This window comes from Ruminococcus sp. FMBCY1 (genome assembly GCF_023921805.1).
Lineage (GTDB): Bacteria > Bacillota > Clostridia > Oscillospirales > Acutalibacteraceae > Ruminococcoides > Ruminococcoides intestinale_A.
This window is the reverse complement of sequence record NZ_CP074197.1, coordinates 254,196-277,697: the sequence shown is the minus strand read 5'-3', so window position 1 is coordinate 277,697 and position 23,502 is coordinate 254,196. Positions and strand designations below refer to the sequence as shown.

Here is a 23,502-nt window from a genome sequence, read left to right as displayed (position 1 = left end):
TTAATCCTTTATTCTTAATTTGTAATTAGAAATAATTTCTTATTGTTTTGTCGAATATGTAAGAATACAGCATACCTCAATACTAATTTATTATGTAATGCGATAAAAGTAACAAAAAGCGAAAAAAAAAGCGAAAAAAACATTGACAAATATTTAACAAAGATGTTAGAATGGTATTACTGAAAATTTGAAAATCAGTATCAGTATAAGTTTGAAAGGATCCTTCAAATTATGAAAAAAATATTATGCGCACTTATTGCAGGTGCAATGTGTGCAACAATGGTGTTCAGCCTTGCAGGCTGTGGCTGTTCGAATAAAAATGAACCCGGCTATACCATTGAAGCTACAAAGCCTGACCTTACAGACAACGGCTTTGGTTATTACATTGTAAACAGCAATGAGCTTATGGTAACAGAGTACACAGGTAACGAAAAAAATATTGTTATTCCGGATACCTATAACAACTATAAAGTAACATCAATAGGTCCTAACGCTTTCAGCGAAAAGGACATTGAGAGTATAACAATTCCCGATACGGTAACTGAGATTGAGGGTCATGCTTTCCAGTCATGTACAAATCTTAAGTCGGTTACACTTTCCAAAAATCTTAAAACATTAGGCAATAATGTATTTTTCCTCTGTACTTCACTTGAAGAAGTTACAGTTCCGGGTTCGGTAACAGACCTTGGTCTTTTCACTTTCCAGGGTTCGGGAGTTAAAAAAGTAACTATCGAATCAGGCAGTCTTGAAGAAATCAGAGAATATGTTTTTTATCAGTGCCCTGCCATTACAGAAATCGACATTCCTGCCAATGTAACTAAAATGTCTGAATACAGCGTTTGTGATAACGCAAACACTGTTACAATAAATGCTCCAAAGGGTTCTTACGCAGAAAACTATGTAAAAACCAACGGAAAAACCAACAAGCTTGAATTTAAAGCTGTTGAAGAATAAGTCATCCATTTTCAGCTTTTTGCTGAATAAAATACAAAATGCTAGATAAGAGGTAGATTTAATGAGCACAAAAGAGTATCCGATCGTAGAAAACGCAGAGACTTTTGAGGCAGCTTTAGCAAAAGTTAAAGAAGCTCAGAAGATTTTCGCAACCTACACACAGGAACAGGTTGACAAGATTTTCCTTGCAGCAGCATCCGCAGCTAACAAGATGAGAATCCCACTCGCTAAAATGGCTGTTGAAGAAACAGGCATGGGCGTAGCTGAAGATAAGGTTATCAAAAACCACTTCGCTTCTGAGTACATTTACAATGCTTATAAAAATGTTCAGACATGTGGCGTAATCGAAGAGGACAAATCTTTCGGTATTAAGAAGATTGCAGAGCCAATCGGTGTTATCGCTGCAGTTATTCCAACAACAAACCCAACATCAACAGCTATCTTTAAGACACTTATCTGCTTAAAGACAAGAAACGGTATCATCATCAGCCCACACCCACGTGCTAAGAAGAGCACAATTGAGGCTGCTAAGGTTGTTCTTGAGGCTGCTGTAGCTGCAGGTGCTCCGGAGGGCATTATCAGCTGGATTGACATTCCAAGCCTTGAGCTTACAAATATGCTTATGCAGGAAGCTGATTGCATCCTTGCTACAGGTGGTCCCGGCATGGTTAAGGCTGCTTACTCATCAGGTAAGCCTGCTCTCGGCGTTGGTGCAGGTAACACTCCTGCAATTATTGACGAATCAGCAGATATTCTCCTTGCTGTAAACTCAATTATTCACTCAAAGACATTCGATAACGGTATGATTTGTGCTTCAGAGCAGTCAGTTATCGTTGAAAAGAAGATTTATTCAAAGGTTAAAAAGGAATTTAAGGCTCGTGGCTGCTATTTCCTTAACGACGAAGAGACAGAGAAGGTAAGAAAGACTATCATCATCAACGGCGCACTTAACGCTAAGATCGTTGGTCAGAAGCCTGTTACAATTGCTGCTCTTGCAGGTGTAACAGTTCCTGAAGAAACAAAGATTCTTATCGGTGAAGTTGAAAGCGTTGACATCAGCGAAGAGTTTGCACACGAGAAGCTTTCTCCTGTACTTGCTATGTACAAGGCAGAGGACTTTGAAGATGCACTTGCTAAGGCTGAGCAGCTCGTTGCTGACGGCGGTTACGGTCATACATCTTCCCTCTATGTTGATGCTGTTAACGAGAGAGCTAAGATTGACGAGTTCGCAGGCCGTATGAAGACTTGCCGTATCCTCGTAAACACACCATCTTCACAGGGTGGTATCGGTGACCTCTACAACTTTAAGCTTAGACCATCTCTTACACTCGGCTGCGGCTCATGGGGCGGTAACTCAGTTTCAGAGAACGTAGGTGTCAAGCACCTTATCAACATTAAGACAGTAGCCGAGAGGAGAGAAAATATGCTTTGGTTCAGAGCACCACAGAAGGTTTATATTAAGAGAGGCTGTATGCCTGTTGCTCTTCAGGAACTCAAGGATGTTATGGGTAAGAAGAGAGCATTTATCGTAACTGACTCATTCCTTTACAAGAATGGTTATACAAAGCCAATCACAGATAAACTTGATGAGATGGGCATTGTTTACACAACATTTGCTGATGTTGAGCCTGATCCGTCACTTATCTCTGCTCAGAAGGGTGCAGAGGCTATGCGTAAGTTTGAGCCTGATGTAATCATCGCACTCGGCGGCGGTTCAGCAATGGATGCCGGTAAGATTATGTGGGTTCTCTATGAGCATCCGGAAGCAGACTTTATGGATATGGCTATGCGTTTCTGCGATATTCGTAAGAGAGTTTACACATTCCCTAAGATGGGTGAAAAGGCTTACTTCATCGCTGTTCCAACATCTTCAGGTACAGGTTCTGAGGTAACACCATTCGCAGTTATCACAGATCAGGAAACAGGCGTTAAGTACCCACTCGCTGACTACGAGCTTATGCCAAATATGGCTATCGTAGATGCTAACAATATGATGAGCGGTCCTAAGGGTCTTACAGCTGCATCAGGTATCGATGCTGTCAGCCACGCACTTGAGGCTTATGCATCAATGATGGCTACTGACTTTACAGACGGTCTTGCACTCAGAGCTCTTGAAGTTATCTTCAAGTATCTCCCGGCTTGCTATGACAACGGTATGAATGAGCCTTTTGCTCGTGAGAAAGTTGCTCACGGTGCTACAATGGCAGGTATGGCATTTGCTAACGCATTCCTCGGTGTATGTCACTCAATGGCTCATAAGCTTGGTGCTTTCCACCACATTCCACACGGTATTGCTAATGCCCTTATGCTTGAGCAGGTTATCCGTTTCAACTCTGTAGAAACTCCTGCTAAGATGGGTACATTCCCACAGTATGATCATCCAAAGACACAGGCTCGTTACGCTGAAGTAGCAAGATTCCTCGGTCTTGGCGGTAAGGACGATGCTGAAAGCGTTGAGAACCTCATTAAGGCTGTCAATGACCTTAAGGCGAGAGTTGGTATTAAGAACTCAATCAAGGAGTACGGTATCGATGAAGCTGACTTCCTTGCAAGACTTGACGATATGACAGAGCAGGCATTCGACGATCAGTGCACAGGCGCTAACCCAAGATACCCACTCTTCAAGGAAATCAAGCAGATGTACCTCAATGCTTATTATGGCAACAACAGCGAGACAGTTTAATAGATAAATTATTTCGTTACTTCTCCCCCGTGGTTTCCCACGGGGGATTTTTTTAGGTTATATTTATAAATTATGGTTAAGCGGAGTGTCGGTCGGGGATTGAAATTTAGCTAACGCTAAATTATCCTCCCAAAAACAAAAAGAGTTTACTCAATTTTTTCAAAAATTGCGGGTATGGGCAGCGCCCATAAAAATCTTCCGATATAACAATTTATCAGCCGCAAACAGCCACGCTGTTTGCGTGCTTGCACCGAGTTTGAAAAAACAGGCGAAAGCCTTTTATAAAAGAAATGATTAACTTTTCATTATATATCGAATGGCTTTCTTGTTGCTATCGCAACTTTTAATGGCTAACGCCGTTGTGTTCAAGCCGCCAAACAGCGAGCTGTTTGGCTATCGTTAGCTTGCATAAACGGAAAGTATTTGTGGGCTTTGCCCACACCCACGACCTTTGAAAAGGTCGACCAAACTTTTATAATTACCTGTCGAAACAATTTTCTAAACCATAATTTAATTGTTAAATATTTATCGTTAAAAAAATGTCAATATGCACAAAACATTGTTAAGTTTTTATCAATAGTTTAGTTAATAATTTAACATAATTTTTGTTATATACGCTCAATTATGGTATTATTTTTTATTCACTCATACAAAAACACTAAAATTATATTGTCTAATTAACCAAAGAATTTATTAAAACTTCTGTTATTTTACCTCTATACCTAAGCATAAAGTTGTTGTATAATATAACCAAAGCAAAAGAGAAATTGCTTAGTTTTTTATTGAAAGGAATGACTTTTATGAAATTTGAAACAATTCTTGCCGAAAGAAAGAATAAGGTTATATATAAAGATGGCGATAAGACCATTAAGGTTTTTGACGAATCTTTCCCAAAATCAGATATACTCAACGAGGCACTTAATCAGGCTCGTGTAGAAGAAACAGGTCTTAATATTCCGTCTTTACAGGAAGTAACTAAAATTGACGGAAAGTGGGCAATCATTTCCGATTACATCGAAGGTAAAACACTTGCTCAACTTATGGAAGAAAATCCTGAAAAGACAGATGAATATCTTGAGTTATTTGTAAATTTGCAGATGGAAGTTTTATCAAAGAAAGCTCCTTTACTTAACAAACTTAAAGATAAAATGCAGCGTAAAATTTCCGAAACAGGTCTTGACGCTACAACAAGATATGAGCTTTCTACCCGTTTAAACGGTATGCCTAAGCATACAAAGGTTTGCCACGGTGACTTTAACCCAAGTAACATAATTATTACTGCTGACGGCACACCGTATATTCTCGACTGGTCACATGCAACACAAGGCAACGGCTCTGCTGATGCTGCAAGAACATATCTCTTATTTAAACTTAACAAGCAGGATGAACTTGCTGAAAAGTATATTAAGTTATTCTGTGACAAGACTGATACTGCTCGCCAGTATGTACAGGAATGGTTACCGATTGTAGCTGCTTCTCAGTCAGTTAAGGGCAAAGAGGAAGAGCGTGAATTCTTACTCTCATGGGTAAATGTTTGCGATTACCAGTAATTTTAATTCATAAATTATTTAAATCTTTTTATTAATTCTCCTTACTTTCTAATTCCCGAATAAAAAATGCTCCTGTTCATAAAATAGAACAGGAGCATTTTTTTGAGGTGAACAATATGTCAAGTGTACACAAATTAATTATAAACAACTTTCAATCAGTCTGGCTATAAGTCTTGGCATTGGAGGTTTATCCGGATTAATTACAATGATGGGAATGGAGAGTTTTAAAAATGCTAATAAACCTCCACTCACACCCCCTGATTTTCTATTCCCCATCGTATTGACAATACTTTTATGGTTACTTATAATTTTAATGATAAAATGGGTAACATTTGCAGCTTATTTAAATTATGGTTTAGCGGAGTGTCGGTCGGGCATTGAAATTTAGCTAACGCTAAATTCTCCTCTCAAAAACAAAAAAAGTTTACTCAATTTTTTCAAAAATTGCGGGTTTGGGCAGCGCCCATAAAAATCTTCCGATATAACAATTTATCAGGCGCAAACAGCCACGCTGTTTGCGTGCTAAAACTAAGTTTGTTAAAACAGGCGACAGCCTTTTATAAAAGAAATGATTAACTTTTAATTATATATCGAATGGCTTTCTTGTTGCTATCGCATTTAAGGGCATTCGCCGTTGTGTTTAAGCCGCCAAACAGCGAGCTGTTTGGCTATCGTTAGCTTATAAACGGAAAGTATTTGTGGGCTTTGCCCACACCCACGACCTTTGAAAAGGTCGACCAAACTTTTATAATTGATTGGCTAAACTGTGCACACAACCAAATTTATTTTAATTTCTAATATAAAAATCCACAAACACAAAAGCCACTTTTGAACTAAATCAAAAGTGGCTTTCACTCTTATATAATAAAACTTTAAGAAATCATTTCTTTGATTTTCTGTTCAACGGCAACTGCGTCTGCTTTGCCTCGGCTGTTTTTCATAACATTACCTACAAGCGACTTAATAGCCTTTTCCTTACCGTTCTTGTAATCATCTACAGCCTTAGGATTGTTCTCTATAGCCTGTTTACAAAGTTCATTAACAGTGTTTTCGTCAAGTCCTGCCATATCACTTTCACTGATAAAATCAAGTGCTCCCTCGCCGGAATCAAGCATTTTCTCAAGTGTAGCCTTAGCAAGGTTATTGCGTATCTTGCCGCTGTCAATCAATTTTACAAGCTCATTGAGTTGTTCAGGTGTTATTGATACATCAAATGTTTCCTTATCAGCCTCGGTTTCTGTTCTGCGGAAAATCTGACCGATAATAAAGTTAGATACAGACTTTGCGGATTTTACACCCTCGCAAGCCTTATCAAAGAACTCGCTGATTTTTCTGTATTTTGTAAGAAGTTGTGCATCCTTTTCAGGAATTTCAAGTTCTTCAATATATCTCTTGCATTTGTCAGAAGGAAGTTCAGGCATTTCAGCCTTTAAGCTCTCTACAACATCTCTTGGGACATTGATTGTAACGAGGTCAGGATCTCTGAAATAACGGTAATCGTGAGCGTCCTCTTTACTGCGCATTGAAGATGTAGTGTTTGTTGCATCATCATAACGGAGAGTTTCCTGCACTACTTTGCCGCCGCTCTCAATTAAATCTACCTGACGCTCATACTCATACTCCATTGCTTTTGCAATATTTGTAATTGAGTTCATATTCTTAATCTCTGTTCTTGTTCCAAGAGTTTCACTGCCCTCAGGACGAACAGAAATATTAACATCGCAACGCATTGAGCCTTCCTGCATACGGCAGTCGGAAATTCCTATATAGCGCATTACCTGCTGTAATTTTTCCACATACTCCTTAGCCTCGTCAATAGAACGAATATCAGGCTCCGATACAATCTCGATAAGAGGAACACCGCCACGGTTGTAGTCGACATATGTGTCGCCGTGCTGATGAATAAGTTTTCCTGCATCTTCTTCAATATGAATATGATGAAGTCTGATTTTTCTGCCGTTTGAAAGCTCTACATAGCCGCCGATTGAAAGCGGTGCATAAAGCTGGCTGATTTGATAAGCCTTTGAAAGGTCAGGATAGCAGTAGTTCTTTCTGTCCATTTTAGAAATCTCCGCAATCTCACCGTGAGTGGCAAGACCTGCCTTGATACCGAAGTTTACAACCTCACGGTTAAGTTTTGGAAGTGTACCCGGAAGTCCGATACATACAGGACAGCAATGTGAGTTAGGTGCACCGCCAAACGCTGTTGTACATGAGCAGAAAATTTTTGTCTTTGTAGCAAGTTCAATATGGGTTTCAAAACCCGCAACTAATTCATATTTCACAGCTTAACACCCCACTTTGTATCCTTAAAGTTTTCTCCGGCAGCCTGCTGATACTTAAACGCTGCATTTAAAATTTCAGCCTCGCCAAAACTCTTGCCGATAAGCTGCATACCGATTGGCATACCGTTTGCGTTAAATCCGCACGGTACGGATACACCCGGAAGTCCTGCAATATTTACGGGTACGGTACAAATATCTGTAAGATAAGTTTCAATCGGATCGGAAACTGCGTGACCCGCCTCGAAAGCAGTCATAGGAACTGTTGGAGCAAGAATTACATCACAATGCTCAAATGCATCTGTAAATGCCTTTACAATAGTTCCACGCAAATTCTGTGCCTTTTTATAATAAGCGTCATAATAACCGGCAGAGAGTACATATGTGCCGAGAAGAATTCTTCTCTTAACTTCCTCACCAAAGCCCTCTGAACGGGTGCGGCAAATCATATCGTGAGTGCCGTTATAATGCGGTGTTTTATAACCAAAACGAATACCGTCGTATCTGCCGAGGTTTGAAGATGCCTCTGCACAGGCAATAATGTAATAAACAGGAAGAGCAAACTTAAGTGCGGGCATATCAAAATACACTATTTCTGCACCGAGTGATTCATAAACTTTTGCGGCATTGAGAACTGCCTCTTTAACATCGTCACGAATACCGTCAAGATACTCACGGGCAATACCGATTTTCATACCCTTGATGTCATTGTTGAGCTTTCCGTAAGTTGCGCCGCCGACATTACCCTTTGAAGTGCTGTCTTTTTCGTCATACTGTGAAATTGCATCAAATACAATAGACGCATCTTCAACGCTCTTTGTGATAGGTCCAATTTGGTCAAGTGAGCTTGCATAAGCGATAAGACCGTAACGGGATACACTGCCGTATGTCGGCTTAAGACCTACGATACCGCAAAAACTTGCAGGCTGACGGATAGAACCGCCTGTATCAGAACCAAGTCCGTATGCAGCAATGTTTGCGCCGACAGCGCTTGCTACGCCGCCTGATGAACCGCCGGATACATACTTTGTGTTAAACGGATTCATTGCACCGCCAAAGCATGAAGTTTCACACGAAGAACCCATTGCAAATTCGTCCATATTTGTTTTACCGAGCATAACTGCATTTTGTGCAGAAAGATTCTCCCATACAGTTGCATTATAAATCGGCTTGTAACCTTTAAGGATTTTAGAACAGCAAGTAGTTTCAATGTCCTTTGTGGAAAGGTTATCTTTCAATGTCATCGGAACACCCTCGAGCATACCGATTTCTTCGCCCTTTGCAATTTTTTCGTCAACAGTCTTTGCGGTTTCAAGCGCTGTATCGGGAGTTACATTTACATAAGCGTTAAGCTCGCCGTTTGATTTTTCTATTTCTTCAAGATAGCTTTTAGTAAGCTCAGTACACGAAACCTGCTTGGAAACAAGCATTTCGTGAATTTTTGCAATACTACCCATTTTTACACCTCTTATTCTCTGCCTCTAACAAGGAAATGTGACTCTGCCTGTTCAGGGGCATTTTTCAAAATTTCCTCGCTGTCATATGACTCAACCACAACATCCTCACGAAATACATTTGAAAGGTTGTTTATGTTGTCAAAGCTCTCACCGCTTGTGGGAGCATTATTGATTGTATCGGCAAAATCTATAATTTCCTGCATTGACTGTGTAAGGCTGTCAAGCTCCTCTTCGGGAACGAACAGCTTTGAAAGCAACGCAATGTTTTCAACATCTTCTCTTGTTACCATAAAAACCATCCTTTGTATAAACAGAATCAGGGCAAGTTATAAAAACAACTCGCCCTTTGAGTATATATGAAGTTATCTTAATTTAATGTGAACTTCACGAAGCTGCTGCTCTGTTACCTCTCCCGGTGAACCGAGGAGAAGATCCTGAGCATTTGAGTTCATTGGGAAAGCAATAACCTCTCTGATGTTCTCTTCTTCAGTAATGAGCATAATCATTCTGTCAACGCCCGGAGCCATACCTGCATGTGGCGGAGCACCATACTGGAATGCGTTGTAGAGAGCAGAGAACTTAGATTTAAGCTCATCTTCGGTATATCCTGCAATCTCAAATGCCTTAATCATAATGTCAAGGTCGTGGTTACGAACAGCACCTGATGAAAGCTCAACACCGTTACATACGATGTCATACTGATAAGCAAGAATATCATCGGGGTTCTTATGAAGCAAGCTGTCCATACCGCCCTGTGGCATTGAGAATGGATTGTGTGTAAAGATTACCTGACCTGTGGTTTCGTCATGCTCATACATTGGGAAGTCAACGATAAAGCACATCTCAAACTTTGACTTGTCAATAAGGTCAAGACGGGTAGCAACCTCTGTACGAATCTGACCTGCAAGCTTTGGAGCGTCTTTTTCTGTATCTGCGATAAAGTAAATAACATCGCCTGCGTTAGAATTATTACGCTTAATAAGCTCCTCTCTGTCGCCCTCTTTAAGAAACTTATCGATAGGACCGTCAAATGTCATATCATCTCTTACCTTAACATAGCCGAGTCCCTTCATACCGATAGAAAGCGCAAATTCTTCCATCTTCTTGAACCAGCTCTTTGACTGCTTTGCGGCACCCGGTACATTAATTGAACGAACAGTCTTTTTGAGGAACGGCTTAAAGTCAGTTTCCTCAAACATATCGCTAATCTCCACGATAACAAGCGGGTTACGGAGATCAGGCTTGTCTGTACCGTACTTTAACATACTTTCAGAGTATGGAATACGGGCAAACGGAGGCTTTGAAACCTCTTTATCTGTAAACTTAGTGAATGTTTCGTAAAGAACTTCTTCTGCAACCGCAAATACATCTTCCTGTGTGGCAAAAGCCATTTCAAAGTCAAGCTGATAGAACTCGCCCGGCGAACGGTCTGCTCTTGCATCCTCATCTCTGAAACAAGGTGCAATCTGGAAGTATCTGTCAAAACCGGAAACCATAAGGAGCTGTTTGAAAATCTGCGGAGCCTGCGGAAGAGCATAGAATTTGCCCTTGTGCTTACGGCTCGGAATAAGATAATCTCTTGCTCCTTCCGGTGATGAAGTTGAAAGAATCGGTGTCTGAATTTCATTAAATCCCATCTCGTTCATTTTTGCACGGAGGAATGTTATAATCTGTGAACGGAGCATAATGTTATTATGCACCTTCTGATTACGAAGGTCGAGGAAACGATACTTTAAGCGTACCTCCTCCGAAGTATTGGTAGAAGTGGCAACTTCAAACGGAAGTGCGTTTTTACATTTGCCGAGAACAGTAATGTCATCTGTGTGTACCTCAACATAACCGGTAGCAATCTTAGAGTTGATAGTTTCTTCATCTCTCTTTACTACCTTACCGCTCAATGTTACGGTACATTCTTTGTTAATACCCTTAAGTAACTCGTCATTGTGAACTACTACCTGAAGAACACCGTACTGATCACGAATGTCAAGGAACATTACGCCGCCGTGGTCACGGATATTTTCAACCCAGCCTGCTACACGAACTTCCTGTCCGATATTTTCTTCTCTTAACTCACCGCAAGTTACGGTGCGATACTGATTAGCTTTTATCATATATCTACAGTTCCTTTCACTGATATTGTGCTAAATTGCCTATTCTTTTGTATTATACCACAATTTGCCTAAGCAATCAATATTTTAAATGATTTTTATTTCAAAAATTCTATCTTTTTCAGACAATGCCGCACAAATAATGTGCGGCACCGTTTATTCAACACTCTTAAGGCTTTCAACCATATTTACTTTTTTAATCTTAAATCCCATTGCAAAATTCACAATCAAAGCAAATGCAAATGTCAGCAAAGCCGCAAAAACGAATGATGTAGGCAAAATATCTCTGCCAAACATTACATTGTCAACCTCAACGGTCTGAATAATAAATCTTGTAAGGAAAATACCGAGAACAAGTCCCGAAAGAATACCTCCGAGAGTAAGCACGATATTTTCTTTATAAATAACGCTTGAGGTTTCTCTGCTGTAAAATCCGAGCACCTTAAAAGTTGCGATTTCACGCACACGCTCGGCAATGTTGATATTTGTAAGATTATAAAGCACTACAAACGCAAGTGCCGCTGCACAAATAATCATAACAAGCACAACCATATTAAGCGAATTGAGCATATCTTCAATTTCACCCATACCTGATGAAAGATAGGTTACACCCGCTACTTTATCATTCGTCAGCATTTTTTCACCGAACGCAGTCTGTTCGTCAGGATTTTTCAGTACAACCTGTGCCATATTAAACTGCGGTTCTTCTCCGAATTTTTCACTGTAAAGTTTAGGAGAAATAAACACATAATTCTTTATATACTGTTCATAAATTCCGCCTACTGTAAGTTCTGCGGTTTTATCATCAACAGTTACACTTACGGTATCACCGACTTTGGCAGACAATTCGGTCGCCATTTTTTCATTTATCATTACGGAATCATCGGTAATATCAAGGTGCTTTTTGTCGCCCCTTGTTCTAAGTTCTGTAACCTCCGAAAATCTCTGCGGATCTTCCATTACCGTAAGATAAGTGCTTTCATCTTTTACAACATTATTTTTCTTTACAACAACTTCCTGCTGACCTGCAAGCATAATTGACGCTGCGTCGCCCGTATTGTTTATTGCATTTTTCAGATAATCAAGCTGTTCGGCAGTTCCGCCTTCTTTAGGAATAACAACCGCATTATATTTGAATATTTCGCTAAACTGTGTATCGGTAAGCGGAATAAAGCTGTTTTTAAGTCCGAATGCCGCAACTATCAAAGCCGTGCAGCCTGCAATGCCTATGATTGTCATAAACATTCTTGATTTATATCTGAAAATATTTCTTGTAGTCAGCTTTGCGGAAAAATTCATATGTTTCCATATCGGAGTAATTCTCTCAAGCAGTATCCTCTTGCCTGCTTTCGGAGTTTTAGGTCTTAGAATTTTTGCACAGCTCTGGCTTAATTCTCTTACACATACTATTACAGAAACAAGCAATGTACAAAGTACGGCGGCAAGCGTACCGAGTATAATACTCTGTGCATCAGGTACAATGCTGATGTCAGGCATATAATACATAATCTGATATGCATTATAAATAATATACGGCAGTGTATTTATGCCTATTAATACACCTACGGTACAACCGATTACACCTGCAAAAACAGCATAAATCGCAAATTTCATTATTATGCTTAAGTTATTGTAGCCGAGCGCTTTTAATATTCCGATTTCTTTACGCTTTTCCTCTACAAGTCTTGACATTGTGGTTACACAAACCAAAACCGCAACGAGTAAAAAGAACATCGGGAATACTGATGCCACTGCACCGAGTCGCTCAACATTCTGCGCAAAGGTTGAATAACCCGGATTATCCGACCTGTCAAACACATACCACTCGGGATCTGCTATAGCGTCTATTTCTTCCTGTGCGTCGGCAATTTTTTGTTCTGCCTCTTTAAATTTATCATCAGCCTCGGCTTTTGAATCATTGTATTCTTTCCAACCGTCATCAAGCTTTTGTCTGCCGCTTATTTTCTGCTCCTCAAGTTCGGACTTTCCGTTGTCATATTTTTCCTGTGCTGTCGCAAGTTCGGTTTCAGCCTGCGATATTTGAGCTTGTCCCTCTGTTTTTTTACTTTCAAGCTGTGCTTGTCCGTCCGCAATCTGCAGTTCTGCACTCTGAATTTGAGCAAGTGCATAGTCAAGCTGTGCCTGTCCTTCCGCTTTTTGTGTTTCAAGCTCTTGTTTTCCATTGTTCAGCTGTTGTTCTGCCGTATCAAGCTGTTCTTGCGCCATAGCAAGTTTTGTTTCACAATCTGCTAAAACTGCCTGAACCTGTGTAAGCTGTTCCTGCAATACAGCAAGAGCGGTTTCGTCCTCTGTAACATCAATTTGCGCCTGTAAAGCCTCAATCTGTGATTTGCAAGTTGCTATTGCGGTTTCAAGCTGCGGCTTTTGATTGTTTTCAAATTCACTTTTTGCGGCATTGAATTCATCTTCTTTTTCGGCAAGAGTTTCTTCCGCTATGCTGATTTTTGAATTATATTCTTCAACACCTGCATTATATTCGGCTTTTGCACTGTCAAGTTCCGCCTGCGCAGAAGAAAGTTCGCTTTCACCTGTCGCAATGCCGTTTTCGTATTCTTCTTTAGCAGTTTCAAGCTGACTTTTTCCGTCATCTATCTGCTTTTTGGCTGTGTCAAGTTGCGATTGTGCATCTGAAATCTTATCTGTATATTCTTTTTCCGAATTATCTAAAGTTGTTTTTGCATCATCAAGTTTTGTAAGAGCCTCGGATTTTTCGGTTTCATAATCGTTTTTACTGTCCTCAAGTTCCTGCTTTGCTTTGCCTATAACATCTTTATCAAATGCCTCACAGCGTAAATCGGCGGTATTTTCAAGAACAGTTGTAAAGCTTTCAATGTCTTTTTCGTATTCGTCATCAAAGGCTGAACCGTCGCCGTCAGAAAAAGCGGTTTTCACATACATTTCCGTATATCTTTCGGTTACAAAATCATCCTGATAAATATACATAAATGCTTCAATATTGCCGTTGCCGATTGTAGTTGAGCCACGCTGATACGAAATATACATAGGTGATTCCGCTTTACCGACAACGGTATATTCAAGCGTATCTACCATATCAAGTGCATTGGATTCTCCGCTTTCACTTCCAAATACAACCTTGTCGCCGATTTTATAATCACTGCTGCCGACACTGCCGTATTCAACAAGGATTTCACCCTTTTTCTCGGGTAGTCTTCCCTCTTTTATGTTTAATGTATTAAGAGTTTTATTATTGTTATAACTTTTAGGTGCAGCGGTTACTCTTATAACCTTGCCGTTACCGCCGTTTCCGTTTGATTTTAAAACAAGGTCGGCAAAATACGATGGCATAACATCGGTTACATTGTCAAGATTTTCAACCGCTTTTACATCATCTTTATCAAATCCGACAGTAGATACAAGCCTGTAATCCATAAGATTGGATTGAGAATAATACTCGTCTGCCATATTGTACATTGACGGAACCGTAGCTTTGATTCCGGCAAAAAATCCAACACCAAGCGCAATAATCGCAAGTATAGAAATAAACCTTGCTTTAGAATTTGCAATTTCTCTGAAAGTATTTTTTAACAGGGTTTTAGTCAATGTCCTCTCCCCTTTCGCAGAAAATATGAATTACCATTCGATTTCTTCAACATTTTTAGGTTCATCATTGTAAACATCCATAATTACCCTGCCGCTTCTCATCTTTATAATATGATCTGCCATTGGGGTAATTGCTGAATTGTGGGTTATGAGAACTACCGTCATATTTTCTTTTCGGCAGGTTTCCTGCAAAAGTTTTAAAATCTGTCTGCCGGTGTTATAGTCAAGAGCACCCGTCGGCTCATCGCAAAGTAAAAGTTTAGGTCGCTTGGCAAGTGCTCTTGCAATAGAAACTCTCTGCTGTTCACCGCCCGAAAGTTGAGCGGGAAAGTTTGCACTGCGCTGTGAAAGTCCGACGCTTTCAAGCGCCTCTGTACTGTCCATCGGATTTTTACTTATCTGCGTTGCAAGCTCTACATTTTCTTTTGCGGTAAGGTTAGGCACAAGGTTGTAAAACTGAAATACAAAACCAATGTCAAACCGTCTGTATTCAATAAGCTGTTTGTCTTTCAGCTTGCTTATATCTCTGCCGCCGACAATAATACTGCCTTTTGTACAGGTATCCATTCCGCCTAGAATATTAAGTACGGTTGTCTTGCCTGCACCCGATGCACCGACTACCACGCAAAACTCGCCCTGCTCTATATTAAAAGAAACACCCTCGACAGCGTTAATAGTCACTTCGCCCATTTTATATATTTTGTAAACATCTTTAAATTCAACAAGGCTCATAATATCCTCCCGTAACGGTAAATTTTCTTTGCTTTTTAAAGTGCTGAATATACAGAATAAACCTGCTTATAATATAATATTATAGCACTTTTTGCACCTCTTATCAATATACAAATACAGTGTTGATGTCGAATAAACCACAATATGACAAAACCGACCAAATTAATTGGCAATTGGCTTGACGAGGGTAAAAAATTATGCTAAAATACTAACGAACATAGGTTATTGCAGTGTAGATTGTTTGGTAATTACAACTCACCGCAAACTTTGATACTATGTAATTTAAGAAACAGAAAGGTTGATACTGAAATGGCAAAGATTGATTTAACTAAGTATGGTATTACCGGTACTACTGAAATTATCCACAATCCTTCCTATGACGAACTCTTTAACGAGGAAACAAAGGCTGATTTGGAAGGCTATGAGGTTGGACAGGAAACTGAGCTTGGCGCAGTTAATGTTATGACCGGTATTTACACAGGCCGTTCACCTAAAGATAAGTTCATCGTTATGGACGAGAATTCAAAGGACACTGTATGGTGGACTTCTGACGAATACAAGAACGACAACCACCCTGCAACACAGGAAGCTTGGGAAGCTGTAAAAGCGCTTGCTAAGAAAGAGCTTTCAAACAAGAAGCTTTATGTTGTAGATGCATTCTGCGGCGCTAACCACGATACAAGAATGGCAGTTCGTTTCATCGTTGAGGTTGCTTGGCAGGCTCACTTTGTAACAAATATGTTCATCAAGCCATCTGCTGAAGAGCTTGAGAACTTTGAGCCTGATTTCGTTGTTTACAACGCATCAAAGGCTAAGGTTGAGAACTACAAGGAGCTCGGTCTTAACTCTGAAACAGCTGTAATGTTCAACATCACAAGCCGTGAGCAGGTTATCGTAAACACATGGTACGGCGGTGAGATGAAGAAGGGTATGTTCTCAATGATGAACTACTACCTCCCACTTAAGGGTATTGCTTCAATGCACTGTTCAGCTAACACAGATAAGAACGGCGAGAACACAGCTATCTTCTTCGGTCTTTCAGGTACAGGTAAGACTACACTTTCAACAGATCCTAAAAGACTTCTCATCGGTGATGACGAGCACGGTTGGGACGACAACGGTGTATTTAACTTTGAGGGCGGCTGCTATGCTAAGGTTATTAACCTTGACAAAGAGTCAGAGCCTGACATCTACAACGCAATCAGAAGAGATGCTCTTCTTGAGAACGTAACAGTAGATAAGGACGGTAAAATTGACTTTAACGACAAGACAGTTACAGAGAACACTCGTGTATCTTACCCAATCAACCACATTGAGAACATTGTTCGTCCTGTATCTTCAGCTCCTGCTGCTAAGAATGTAATCTTCCTTTCAGCAGATGCTTTCGGTGTACTTCCGCCTGTATCAATCCTTACTCCTGAGCAGACAAAGTACTACTTCCTCTCAGGCTTTACAGCTAAGCTCGCAGGTACAGAGCGTGGCATTACAGAGCCAACTCCAACATTCTCTGCTTGCTTCGGTCAGGCTTTCCTTGAGCTTCACCCAACAAAGTATGCTGAAGAGCTCGTTAAGAAGATGGAAAAGAGCGGTGCTAAGGCTTACCTCGTAAACACAGGTTGGAACGGCACAGGCAAGCGTATCTCTATTAAGGATACAAGAGGTATCATCGACGCTATTCTCGACGGTTCTATCACAAAGGCTCCTACAAAGACAATTCCTCACTTCAACTTTGAAGTTCCTACAGAGCTCCCAGGCGTAGATCCTGCAATTCTCGACCCACGTGACACATATGCAAATGTTGCAGATTGGGAAGCAAAGGCACAGGATCTTGCAGCTCGTTTTGTTAAGAACTTTGCTAAGTACGAAGGCAACGAGGCAGGTAAGGCTCTCGTAGAGGCAGGCCCTAAGGCTTAATCTTTGTATTAATTTTAGTACAAGCTAACTAAATAAATTTAAGGGTGCTTTCCATACGGACAGCACCCTTTTATAATGCGTAATATACTTAATATTTAAGACTTTAATGAAAAAGTATCAACCTTTTACTTGCACAAAAGACTATTAAACAGCATAGATTTATCCCCGTACTTTTAATAAAAATCAAGAAATAGAATTAATAAAAACAACTGCCGCACCGATCATCATAATTGCGAATACAACAACCGCAACTATCATTGAAATATTATTACTCAATGCGTTTAAATCCAAACTGTTAGACGAATTAGACTTTTTATTGGGGGCAAGCACCGGAATGTGACATTTCTTTGCCCATACAATCAGTGAATTGTAATTATCACACCAATTAGAAACACCTACAAGTTTTTTGCCGTTGACATAAATTTTAGCGGTTTTAATCCTGCTCACCTTTATGTAATTAATCTGATCATAATGATATGCTTCATCTTTATAATAAAGATAGCTCGTCTGTACACTCGGGCATTTTTTTAGTTTTAAACATATAAGTAAAGCTATAGCAAAAAATATTGCAGTGCTCAATATGCTTATTATCAGAATTTGAACAGTACTTAAAGTAAAAGGCGTATGATTAACGGAAGAAGTAATCGCCTCCCGTATCAAAACTTTTGCGACAGGAATCAAGCCGATAACTATAATTGGTATAATAACGAAAAATCCGTTAAAATCATAGTTCAAATCAAATTTCGTATTAAAAACGGCTTTTTCAATGGCGGCATTTTCTTCATTTTGCCGCCTTACACCAAAATACTCAAGCTCTTCTTTGGCATAGTTATTTAAATCATTAACAATTGGCATAATGTTTCCCCTTTTTTAATTCTTTATTATTACCATAGTGGTTGCTACACCGCCGTCCTGCATCATTTTTGTGAAATAATCCGTTTATCGGTAGTTATAGCCAAACGTCCTATAAATTTATTTAAAAAATCGTCAAGCGCAGAAATATCTTGCATAAATCCGATTTCTATCGCCCAGCAAATTCTAAAAGCATAACGATATGCGTTCTCGTTTTTCATCTGACAAATCTGTAATACAAGCGATGCTGTTAATCTTTGTTCTTCACGACCGAACAATGCATCAATACTTACACCAAGCACCTGCGATATGTCAGGCAATCATTAGGCATCAGGCGTGCCGCCTCTCTCCCACTTTGACACAGCTTGCGTTGTAACACCTAACAACTGACCGAGCTGTTCTTGCGTAAGTCCTTTTTTAGTACAATATTTTTTTAATTTGCTTGCCGATAACACTCATTTTTAAACCCTCAGTTGATTTTCTGTTTTTATATTATCACAAGCAAATGGCATTTGCAAGGTTTGGTAAACAACAGAATAGAGCGGTTTATGCAAAAAGTGATATTTGAATTATTTTATAAACTGAAAACTTGAAAAATGCAATTACCTCAATTATAATAATTACATAACATTATAATTGAGGTAATTATGAAAACTAAAAAACGAAAAACCGCAAAAATCACTGTACCTACCGCACTTGCTTTGATATGCTGTTTTGCGGTAATTTTAATTATAAACAATCAGCCGACAGAAAATACTGCAAAAGACGAAATTATCTCCCTTAAAGATATTCCCGATTATTCAGGTTCTGCTTTTATAGAAATAAACGGCAACGAACCGTATTTCAGTGATGACGATTACACAACATCATCATTTGAATACTATGCGGATTTAGACGAATTAGGAAGATGCGGCACAGCCTATGCCTGCGTTGGTACAGATATAATGCCGACAGAAGAGAGAGGTCAGATAGGCAGAATTAAACCGTCAGGCTGGCAAACAGTAAAATATGACTTTATTGACGGAAAATATCTGTACAATCGCTGTCACCTTATCGCATATCGGCTTACGGGCGAAAATGCAAATGAAAAGAATTTGATAACAGGAACAAGATACCTGAATGTAACGGGTATGCTCCCCTTTGAAAATATGGTTGCAAATTATGTAAAAACAACCGGTAATCACGCGCTTTACCGTGTAACTCCTGTTTTTGAAAATGACGACCTTGTTGCCAAAGGAGTATTAATTGAGGCAAAATCCGTTGAAGATAAAGGCGAGGGTGTAACATTGTGTGTATACTGCTACAATGTTCAGCCAAATGTAACTATCGACTATAAGACAGGTAAAAGTGAATATAACGAAAATGAATACTAAACAAATTCCCGCAATGCATTAATCTGCATTACGGGAATTTTTCGTATTACGATCTTTTACATAATTATATAGCTGTCAAAATATTTTTCTTGAAATTTAATCTACCGCATAATTTTTTCTTTAGTAAAAGAAATGTTTTCAGGTGTAACAATCCATTTTTCTTCTATATCACCATTACGATGAACAACCACAATTACTTTTCTTTTAAAAGATTTAAGCGGATAATTCAAGCCTAAAATATAAGAGTTCTGCTTCTCACCATCCGGTGCAATTACACCGAGTACATAACCGTAATTAACAGAACAGTGAATATCTTTACATATTTTGCTTTTTAAAAATATTTATCTTCTTTTATATATGACAATTTCAGGATTTGAACAATTTTCACCGTACTCACTTACAAGAATAAAATCCAATCCGGCAACCAAACCAAAACATCTTGTTATAGAGCCATAACAAATAATATTTATATCAAATTTATCTAAAAAATTTATATAAAACTTAATAACCAATTATTTGTTTGTTTTTTGGGGAAGTGTTACAAGCATTACTGTTCCATTTTTGTCGCTTTTTTCAGCTTTTACCGTACCGTTGTGCAAAAGTACAATTTCCCATACAAGTGATAGTCCAAGACCTACACCGCCGTATGCTCTGCTACGAGATTTATCAACACGGAAAAATGGTTGAAAGATACTTTCTCTGTACTGCTCGGGTATACCATAACCGTTATCTTTAACTCGTATATAAAGCTGATTATTCTTTTCGTCAACAGTTATAATTACAGAAGCATTTTCTCTGTTGTAGCGTATTGCGTTTTCAGTTAAATTAAATAATAAACGATAAATTAAGGTGTCACTGCCTATCATCATACCATTGCCGTTGTATTCAAGGCGAATATTCTTTTTTTCTGCAAGGGGAGCAAGGTCGGTAAATATTTCTTCAATCATAGGGGCAATTTCTATTGTATCTTTGCACTCAACTGTACGAAGCTCACTCATTTCAAGCAGAGTTTTTGTCATTTGTGACATTCTTTCGTTTTGCTCTTGTAGCAGTGCAAGAAATTCTGCTGTATCGTTGCTCATATTTGGGTGCTCAACAGAAAAAAGTTCAATTTGTGCTTGAATTAAGGCAAGTGGTGTTCTTAACTCGTGCGCTGCATTTCCTGTGAATTGCCGTTGAGCAGCAAAACCGTTGTCGAGTCGGTCAAGCATATTGTTAAATGATTGACAAAACTGTTTAAATTCAGGCAAAACATCGTCGCTTATTTTCATATCTGCCAAATTGTTGGGCTGTACATTCTCTACTTGAGAGGCAAAACTTTTTAGCGGCTTTAAAGCACGACCACTGACAAAATATGCAAGTATACCACCAAGTACGCTTACGGCAATTGTTATGTACCAATTAGTAGTATTGAATGAATCTTGTGCACCACTGATAATAATGGTAAGCTCACTGTCGGGATTTTCATTTTCCGGATTAAATGAACTCGGTTTTCCTTTATCAATTTCACTATATGCTGATATTCCGTTGCCTATTGAATCCATATATCGTTTGCCTGAATAACCGATTAAACAATTCATTAGCACACAAGTTATGCAAATTAAAACTGTGGTCATTAAGGTTATTCGCCATTGTAAAGAAAGTTTTTTCATTTTTTCTCCTCCATTACATAGCCCTCGCCTATACGGTTGTGAATAGGGTCATAGTCTAATGCATTACGAAGCTTTTTCCTTAATGATGAAATGTGCACTCTTATTGAGTTGCTGAAATTGTCAACACTGCTGTCCCATACGTGTTCAATCAACTCCTCTTGACTTACAGGTCTGCCTTGATTTAACATTAGATATTCAAGTATTCCTGTTTCCTTGCGAGTTAAAGATAATTCTTCATCATTTACATCTGCTTTGCGTGTTTTTGTGTTAAATGAAAGATTTGAACATTTTAAAACAATATCGTTTTGAGTGAACTTTCTAAGGGTAAGGTTTCGTATTCTTGCCGAAAGCTCATCTAAGTGAAATGGTTTTGTTAAATAATCATTTGCACCTTCATCTAATCCTAAAACCTTGTCTGCAACCTCACAACGAGCCGATAAAATTAAAACCTTTGTGTCAATGTCTGTTTGCCTCAGAGTTTTCAATACTGTCATTCCGTCAACATTAGGTAGGTTTAAATCGAGCACAACAAGGTCGAAACTTTCAACACTAAGCATATCTAATGCCTTTTGACCGTCATAGCAATAATCAACACTGTAAGCAAGACGCTTAAGACTTCTTACGATTGTGTCACAAAGAGCAACCTCGTCTTCAACAACTAAAATATGCATAAATATCTCCTAACACTTGTATTATTGGTAAAATATCTTTATTAGCTTAAATGACAAAGTGAAGTTAGGGTAAATATACCCTTTTCACAACAAAAAGCCAAATAAGCGGTTTTATGTGGCTTTTAAGAGGATATATACCCTCAAAAAGCCGAAATTTAATATATCTCACTGTCTTTTTTGCATGGCAAAGCAGACAGATTGAAATCTCGTTTTGTCAAAGTGAACGCAACCTGCCTTAGCTTAAAAATATGTTGCGGTCACCATCTGCAATTGTTTAAAGTTACCGTTTCAGCAGTGCCGGTGTTAAGTTCACTTCGTCTGCCGGTACGGTATGTAATCCCATCAGCTCCATCAACCGAAGTATGCTCTTGTCGGTGGTGGCTTCGTAGGGGGATTTGTTGCCGAGAGATTCTCGGCGAATACTGTTAATATTGTTGGCAAGAAGAAGCATATCTTCCTGCGTGTATGGATTTAACGTCTTGCCCTTTGGCAGTACATAACGGATAAATTCGTGGTTCTTCTCAATCTGTGGCTTTTGCCAGGATGCCTGAGGGTCACAGTAAAAGACCTTGGTTCTCTTCTTACCATCCTCGGTAGTTTCTAAATCTCTTGTATGCTTGAACTCGCTGCCGTTATCGGTCAGAATTACAGGAAAGACTTTGCGGAATTCTTCAAGTCCTAAAAGGCCTGTCAGCATATCAAATTGTTCCACTACGGTATCAGCTTTTCCGTCTCGCATAAGAAGCATCAGCATCATATTGGTGTTACAGAAATGCAGTGTCAAAAGGCGTTTCCCTTGCTCTCTGCAACCCTTAACAGTATCCATTTGAATTATGGGTGTATCCGGATGCTTTTCCATATATTTCAGATAATCGTCATAGCATCTGTTTTTACGGAATTCTTGGTTCAAAAAGCCTTCGGACACTTCTTTTTTCTTCCGTCTTGGCTTGTATGCCACCTTTCGTCTGAGGTCAATGTTTCCTACGCTTAAAACACCTTGGTCGATGTAACGGTAAAGAGTTCTTTGTGAAATACCAAGTTCATCGCCGTGTTCCGACCATATATGTGTCAGTGGTTGCCCTTTCAAAATTAACGGTGAAACCAATTCATCAAGTTTTTCAAGGTCTTCACCACGGGTTTGTATCTTGCTTCTGGAGTTGGAATATCTCCGCTTTGCCATTGCATCTGCTTGCTGAGCATTGTAGTAAGCTCTATCTGCTTTGCATTTTCTTCTCCGCACACAAACATTGCAAACATACGGCGGTTTGGAAAGTACAACGCAAGGGGTATTGTTGTATCTTGTGCAAAGTTCTCTGCAATCGTATTCACGGCAAGTCACACACCGCCTTGAGCATCCATCCTTTCCGCATAATCCTTTGGTTTTGCACTCTCCTGCATAGTGACAATCCTTTCCAAAGAAATGCTCTCCCGGTGCAATTGTTCTATTTGCTCGGATTTCCCTTGAAACGCATTCCGTAGTTTTTCCTATCTTTTTTGCTATCTTTCCTAAACTTAATTTTTGGTAAATTCCACATTCAATAACTATCCTTTCAGACAATGATAAACGACTCATATTTTCCTGCTTTCCGCAGACAGTAACCGTTTTCATTTTACCATACTCTTTTGTCAAGGTGAACCCGTGGTATTTCTCGTTTTTTCCTCAAAAATCCGAACTTCACTTTGGCAATTTAG

The 23,502-nt window shown here is 39.3% G+C and carries 18 protein-coding genes; 6 read left to right on the top strand and 12 right to left on the bottom strand.

Annotation, left to right across the window (positions count from 1 at the left end; translation table 11 throughout):
* Nucleotides 1-231 precede the first annotated feature (231 nt).
* The 4 genes from KGF34_RS01260 (at nt 232) to KGF34_RS11805 (ending at nt 5,575) form a co-directional block, all read left to right on the top strand.
* Nucleotides 232-954, top strand: a complete 723-nt coding sequence (locus tag KGF34_RS01260) for a leucine-rich repeat domain-containing protein (protein ID WP_249376391.1) — start codon at nt 232-234, stop codon at nt 952-954.
* Between the two features lie 61 nt (nt 955-1,015).
* A complete protein-coding gene (adhE, locus tag KGF34_RS01255) occupies nt 1,016-3,637 on the top strand; it encodes a bifunctional acetaldehyde-CoA/alcohol dehydrogenase (protein WP_252559575.1) in 2,622 nt (873 codons plus the stop codon).
* Nucleotides 3,638-4,437: 800 nt separating this feature from the next.
* Complete coding sequence (locus tag KGF34_RS01250) at nt 4,438-5,187, top strand: phosphotransferase (protein ID WP_252559574.1); 750 nt, start codon at nt 4,438-4,440, stop codon at nt 5,185-5,187.
* A gap of 133 nt (nt 5,188-5,320) precedes the next feature.
* A complete protein-coding gene (locus KGF34_RS11805; RefSeq protein ID WP_354667453.1) occupies nt 5,321-5,575 on the top strand; it encodes a tryptophan-rich sensory protein in 255 nt (84 codons plus the stop codon).
* A gap of 484 nt (nt 5,576-6,059) precedes the next feature.
* Here the strand turns inward: KGF34_RS11805 and gatB are convergent, their stop codons facing one another.
* The 6 genes from gatB to KGF34_RS01220 form a co-directional block, all read right to left on the bottom strand.
* Nucleotides 6,060-7,472 carry an Asp-tRNA(Asn)/Glu-tRNA(Gln) amidotransferase subunit GatB gene (gatB, locus tag KGF34_RS01245; RefSeq protein WP_252559573.1) on the bottom strand — a complete coding sequence of 471 codons (1,413 nt, stop codon included), beginning with the start codon at nt 7,470-7,472 and terminating at the stop codon, nt 6,060-6,062.
* Nucleotides 7,469-8,926, bottom strand: coding sequence for an Asp-tRNA(Asn)/Glu-tRNA(Gln) amidotransferase subunit GatA (gene gatA / locus KGF34_RS01240; RefSeq protein WP_022233847.1), 1,458 nt, complete (start codon nt 8,924-8,926; stop codon nt 7,469-7,471). The genes gatB and gatA overlap by 4 nt, the downstream gene beginning before the upstream one ends.
* A gap of 11 nt (nt 8,927-8,937) precedes the next feature.
* A complete protein-coding gene (gatC, locus tag KGF34_RS01235; RefSeq protein WP_022233846.1) occupies nt 8,938-9,216 on the bottom strand; it encodes an Asp-tRNA(Asn)/Glu-tRNA(Gln) amidotransferase subunit GatC in 279 nt (92 codons plus the stop codon).
* A 72-nt stretch (nt 9,217-9,288) separates the two neighbouring features.
* Nucleotides 9,289-11,037 (bottom strand): aspartate--tRNA ligase, encoded by a 1,749-nt coding sequence (gene aspS / locus KGF34_RS01230; RefSeq protein ID WP_252559572.1) that lies wholly within the window; start codon nt 11,035-11,037, stop codon nt 9,289-9,291.
* Nucleotides 11,038-11,190: 153 nt separating this feature from the next.
* The gene (locus tag KGF34_RS01225) at nt 11,191-14,616 is read right to left on the bottom strand and encodes an FtsX-like permease family protein (protein ID WP_252559571.1); all 3,426 of its coding nucleotides are present in this window, start codon (nt 14,614-14,616) and stop codon (nt 11,191-11,193) included.
* A gap of 30 nt (nt 14,617-14,646) precedes the next feature.
* Nucleotides 14,647-15,348 carry an ABC transporter ATP-binding protein gene (locus KGF34_RS01220; protein ID WP_186936295.1) on the bottom strand — a complete coding sequence of 234 codons (702 nt, stop codon included), beginning with the start codon at nt 15,346-15,348 and terminating at the stop codon, nt 14,647-14,649.
* A gap of 309 nt (nt 15,349-15,657) precedes the next feature.
* On the opposite strand from KGF34_RS01220, the gene pckA reads away from it, so the two are divergent.
* Complete coding sequence (gene pckA / locus KGF34_RS01215) at nt 15,658-17,262, top strand: phosphoenolpyruvate carboxykinase (ATP) (RefSeq protein WP_252559570.1); 1,605 nt, start codon at nt 15,658-15,660, stop codon at nt 17,260-17,262.
* A 183-nt stretch (nt 17,263-17,445) separates the two neighbouring features.
* Here pckA and KGF34_RS01210 read toward each other — a convergent pair whose 3' ends face one another.
* From KGF34_RS01210 to KGF34_RS01200, 3 genes are all read right to left on the bottom strand, one after another.
* Nucleotides 17,446-18,117: a hypothetical protein gene (locus KGF34_RS01210; protein ID WP_252559569.1), complete on the bottom strand. Its 672-nt coding sequence runs from the start codon at nt 18,115-18,117 to the stop codon at nt 17,446-17,448.
* A 62-nt stretch (nt 18,118-18,179) separates the two neighbouring features.
* Nucleotides 18,180-18,434, bottom strand: a complete 255-nt coding sequence (locus KGF34_RS01205) for a hypothetical protein (protein WP_252559568.1) — start codon at nt 18,432-18,434, stop codon at nt 18,180-18,182.
* A gap of 3 nt (nt 18,435-18,437) precedes the next feature.
* Entirely contained in the window at nt 18,438-18,569 is a 132-nt protein-coding gene (locus KGF34_RS01200) for a helix-turn-helix transcriptional regulator (protein ID WP_195410754.1), read from the bottom strand.
* Nucleotides 18,570-18,761: 192 nt separating this feature from the next.
* On the opposite strand from KGF34_RS01200, the gene KGF34_RS01195 reads away from it, so the two are divergent.
* The gene (locus KGF34_RS01195) at nt 18,762-19,487 is read left to right on the top strand and encodes a DNA/RNA non-specific endonuclease (RefSeq protein ID WP_333780931.1); all 726 of its coding nucleotides are present in this window, start codon (nt 18,762-18,764) and stop codon (nt 19,485-19,487) included.
* A gap of 512 nt (nt 19,488-19,999) precedes the next feature.
* On the opposite strand, the gene KGF34_RS01190 is transcribed toward KGF34_RS01195, so the two are convergent.
* The 3 genes from KGF34_RS01190 to KGF34_RS01180 all read right to left on the bottom strand — a co-directional run bounded on the left by KGF34_RS01190 (nt 20,000) and on the right by KGF34_RS01180 (nt 23,419).
* Nucleotides 20,000-21,067 (bottom strand): HAMP domain-containing sensor histidine kinase, encoded by a 1,068-nt coding sequence (locus KGF34_RS01190; protein ID WP_337401472.1) that lies wholly within the window; start codon nt 21,065-21,067, stop codon nt 20,000-20,002.
* A gap of 68 nt (nt 21,068-21,135) precedes the next feature.
* A complete protein-coding gene (locus KGF34_RS01185; protein ID WP_195410757.1) occupies nt 21,136-21,810 on the bottom strand; it encodes a response regulator transcription factor in 675 nt (224 codons plus the stop codon).
* Nucleotides 21,811-22,090: 280 nt separating this feature from the next.
* Nucleotides 22,091-23,419 carry an IS30 family transposase gene (locus tag KGF34_RS01180; protein WP_252559567.1) on the bottom strand — a complete coding sequence of 443 codons (1,329 nt, stop codon included), beginning with the start codon at nt 23,417-23,419 and terminating at the stop codon, nt 22,091-22,093.
* Nucleotides 23,420-23,502 lie beyond the last annotated feature (83 nt).

Coding starts and splice junctions, on each gene's coding strand:
- adhE (WP_252559575.1), top strand. CDS start 1,016: ATGAGCACAAAAGAGTATCCGATCGTAGAAAACGCAGAGACTTTTGAG.
- gatC (WP_022233846.1), bottom strand. CDS start 9,216: ATGGTAACAAGAGAAGATGTTGAAAACATTGCGTTGCTTTCAAAGCTG.
- pckA (WP_252559570.1), top strand. CDS start 15,658: ATGGCAAAGATTGATTTAACTAAGTATGGTATTACCGGTACTACTGAA.
- KGF34_RS01180 (WP_252559567.1), bottom strand. CDS start 23,419: ATGAAAACGGTTACTGTCTGCGGAAAGCAGGAAAATATGAGTCGTTTA.
- KGF34_RS01195 (WP_333780931.1), top strand. CDS start 18,762: ATGAAAACTAAAAAACGAAAAACCGCAAAAATCACTGTACCTACCGCA.
- KGF34_RS01190 (WP_337401472.1), bottom strand. CDS start 21,067: ATGAATTGTTTAATCGGTTATTCAGGCAAACGATATATGGATTCAATA.
- KGF34_RS01185 (WP_195410757.1), bottom strand. CDS start 21,810: ATGCATATTTTAGTTGTTGAAGACGAGGTTGCTCTTTGTGACACAATC.
- aspS (WP_252559572.1), bottom strand. CDS start 11,037: ATGATAAAAGCTAATCAGTATCGCACCGTAACTTGCGGTGAGTTAAGA.
- KGF34_RS01260 (WP_249376391.1), top strand. CDS start 232: ATGAAAAAAATATTATGCGCACTTATTGCAGGTGCAATGTGTGCAACA.
- gatA (WP_022233847.1), bottom strand. CDS start 8,926: ATGGGTAGTATTGCAAAAATTCACGAAATGCTTGTTTCCAAGCAGGTT.
- KGF34_RS01250 (WP_252559574.1), top strand. CDS start 4,438: ATGAAATTTGAAACAATTCTTGCCGAAAGAAAGAATAAGGTTATATAT.
- KGF34_RS01210 (WP_252559569.1), bottom strand. CDS start 18,117: ATGCCAATTGTTAATGATTTAAATAACTATGCCAAAGAAGAGCTTGAG.
- KGF34_RS01220 (WP_186936295.1), bottom strand. CDS start 15,348: ATGAGCCTTGTTGAATTTAAAGATGTTTACAAAATATATAAAATGGGC.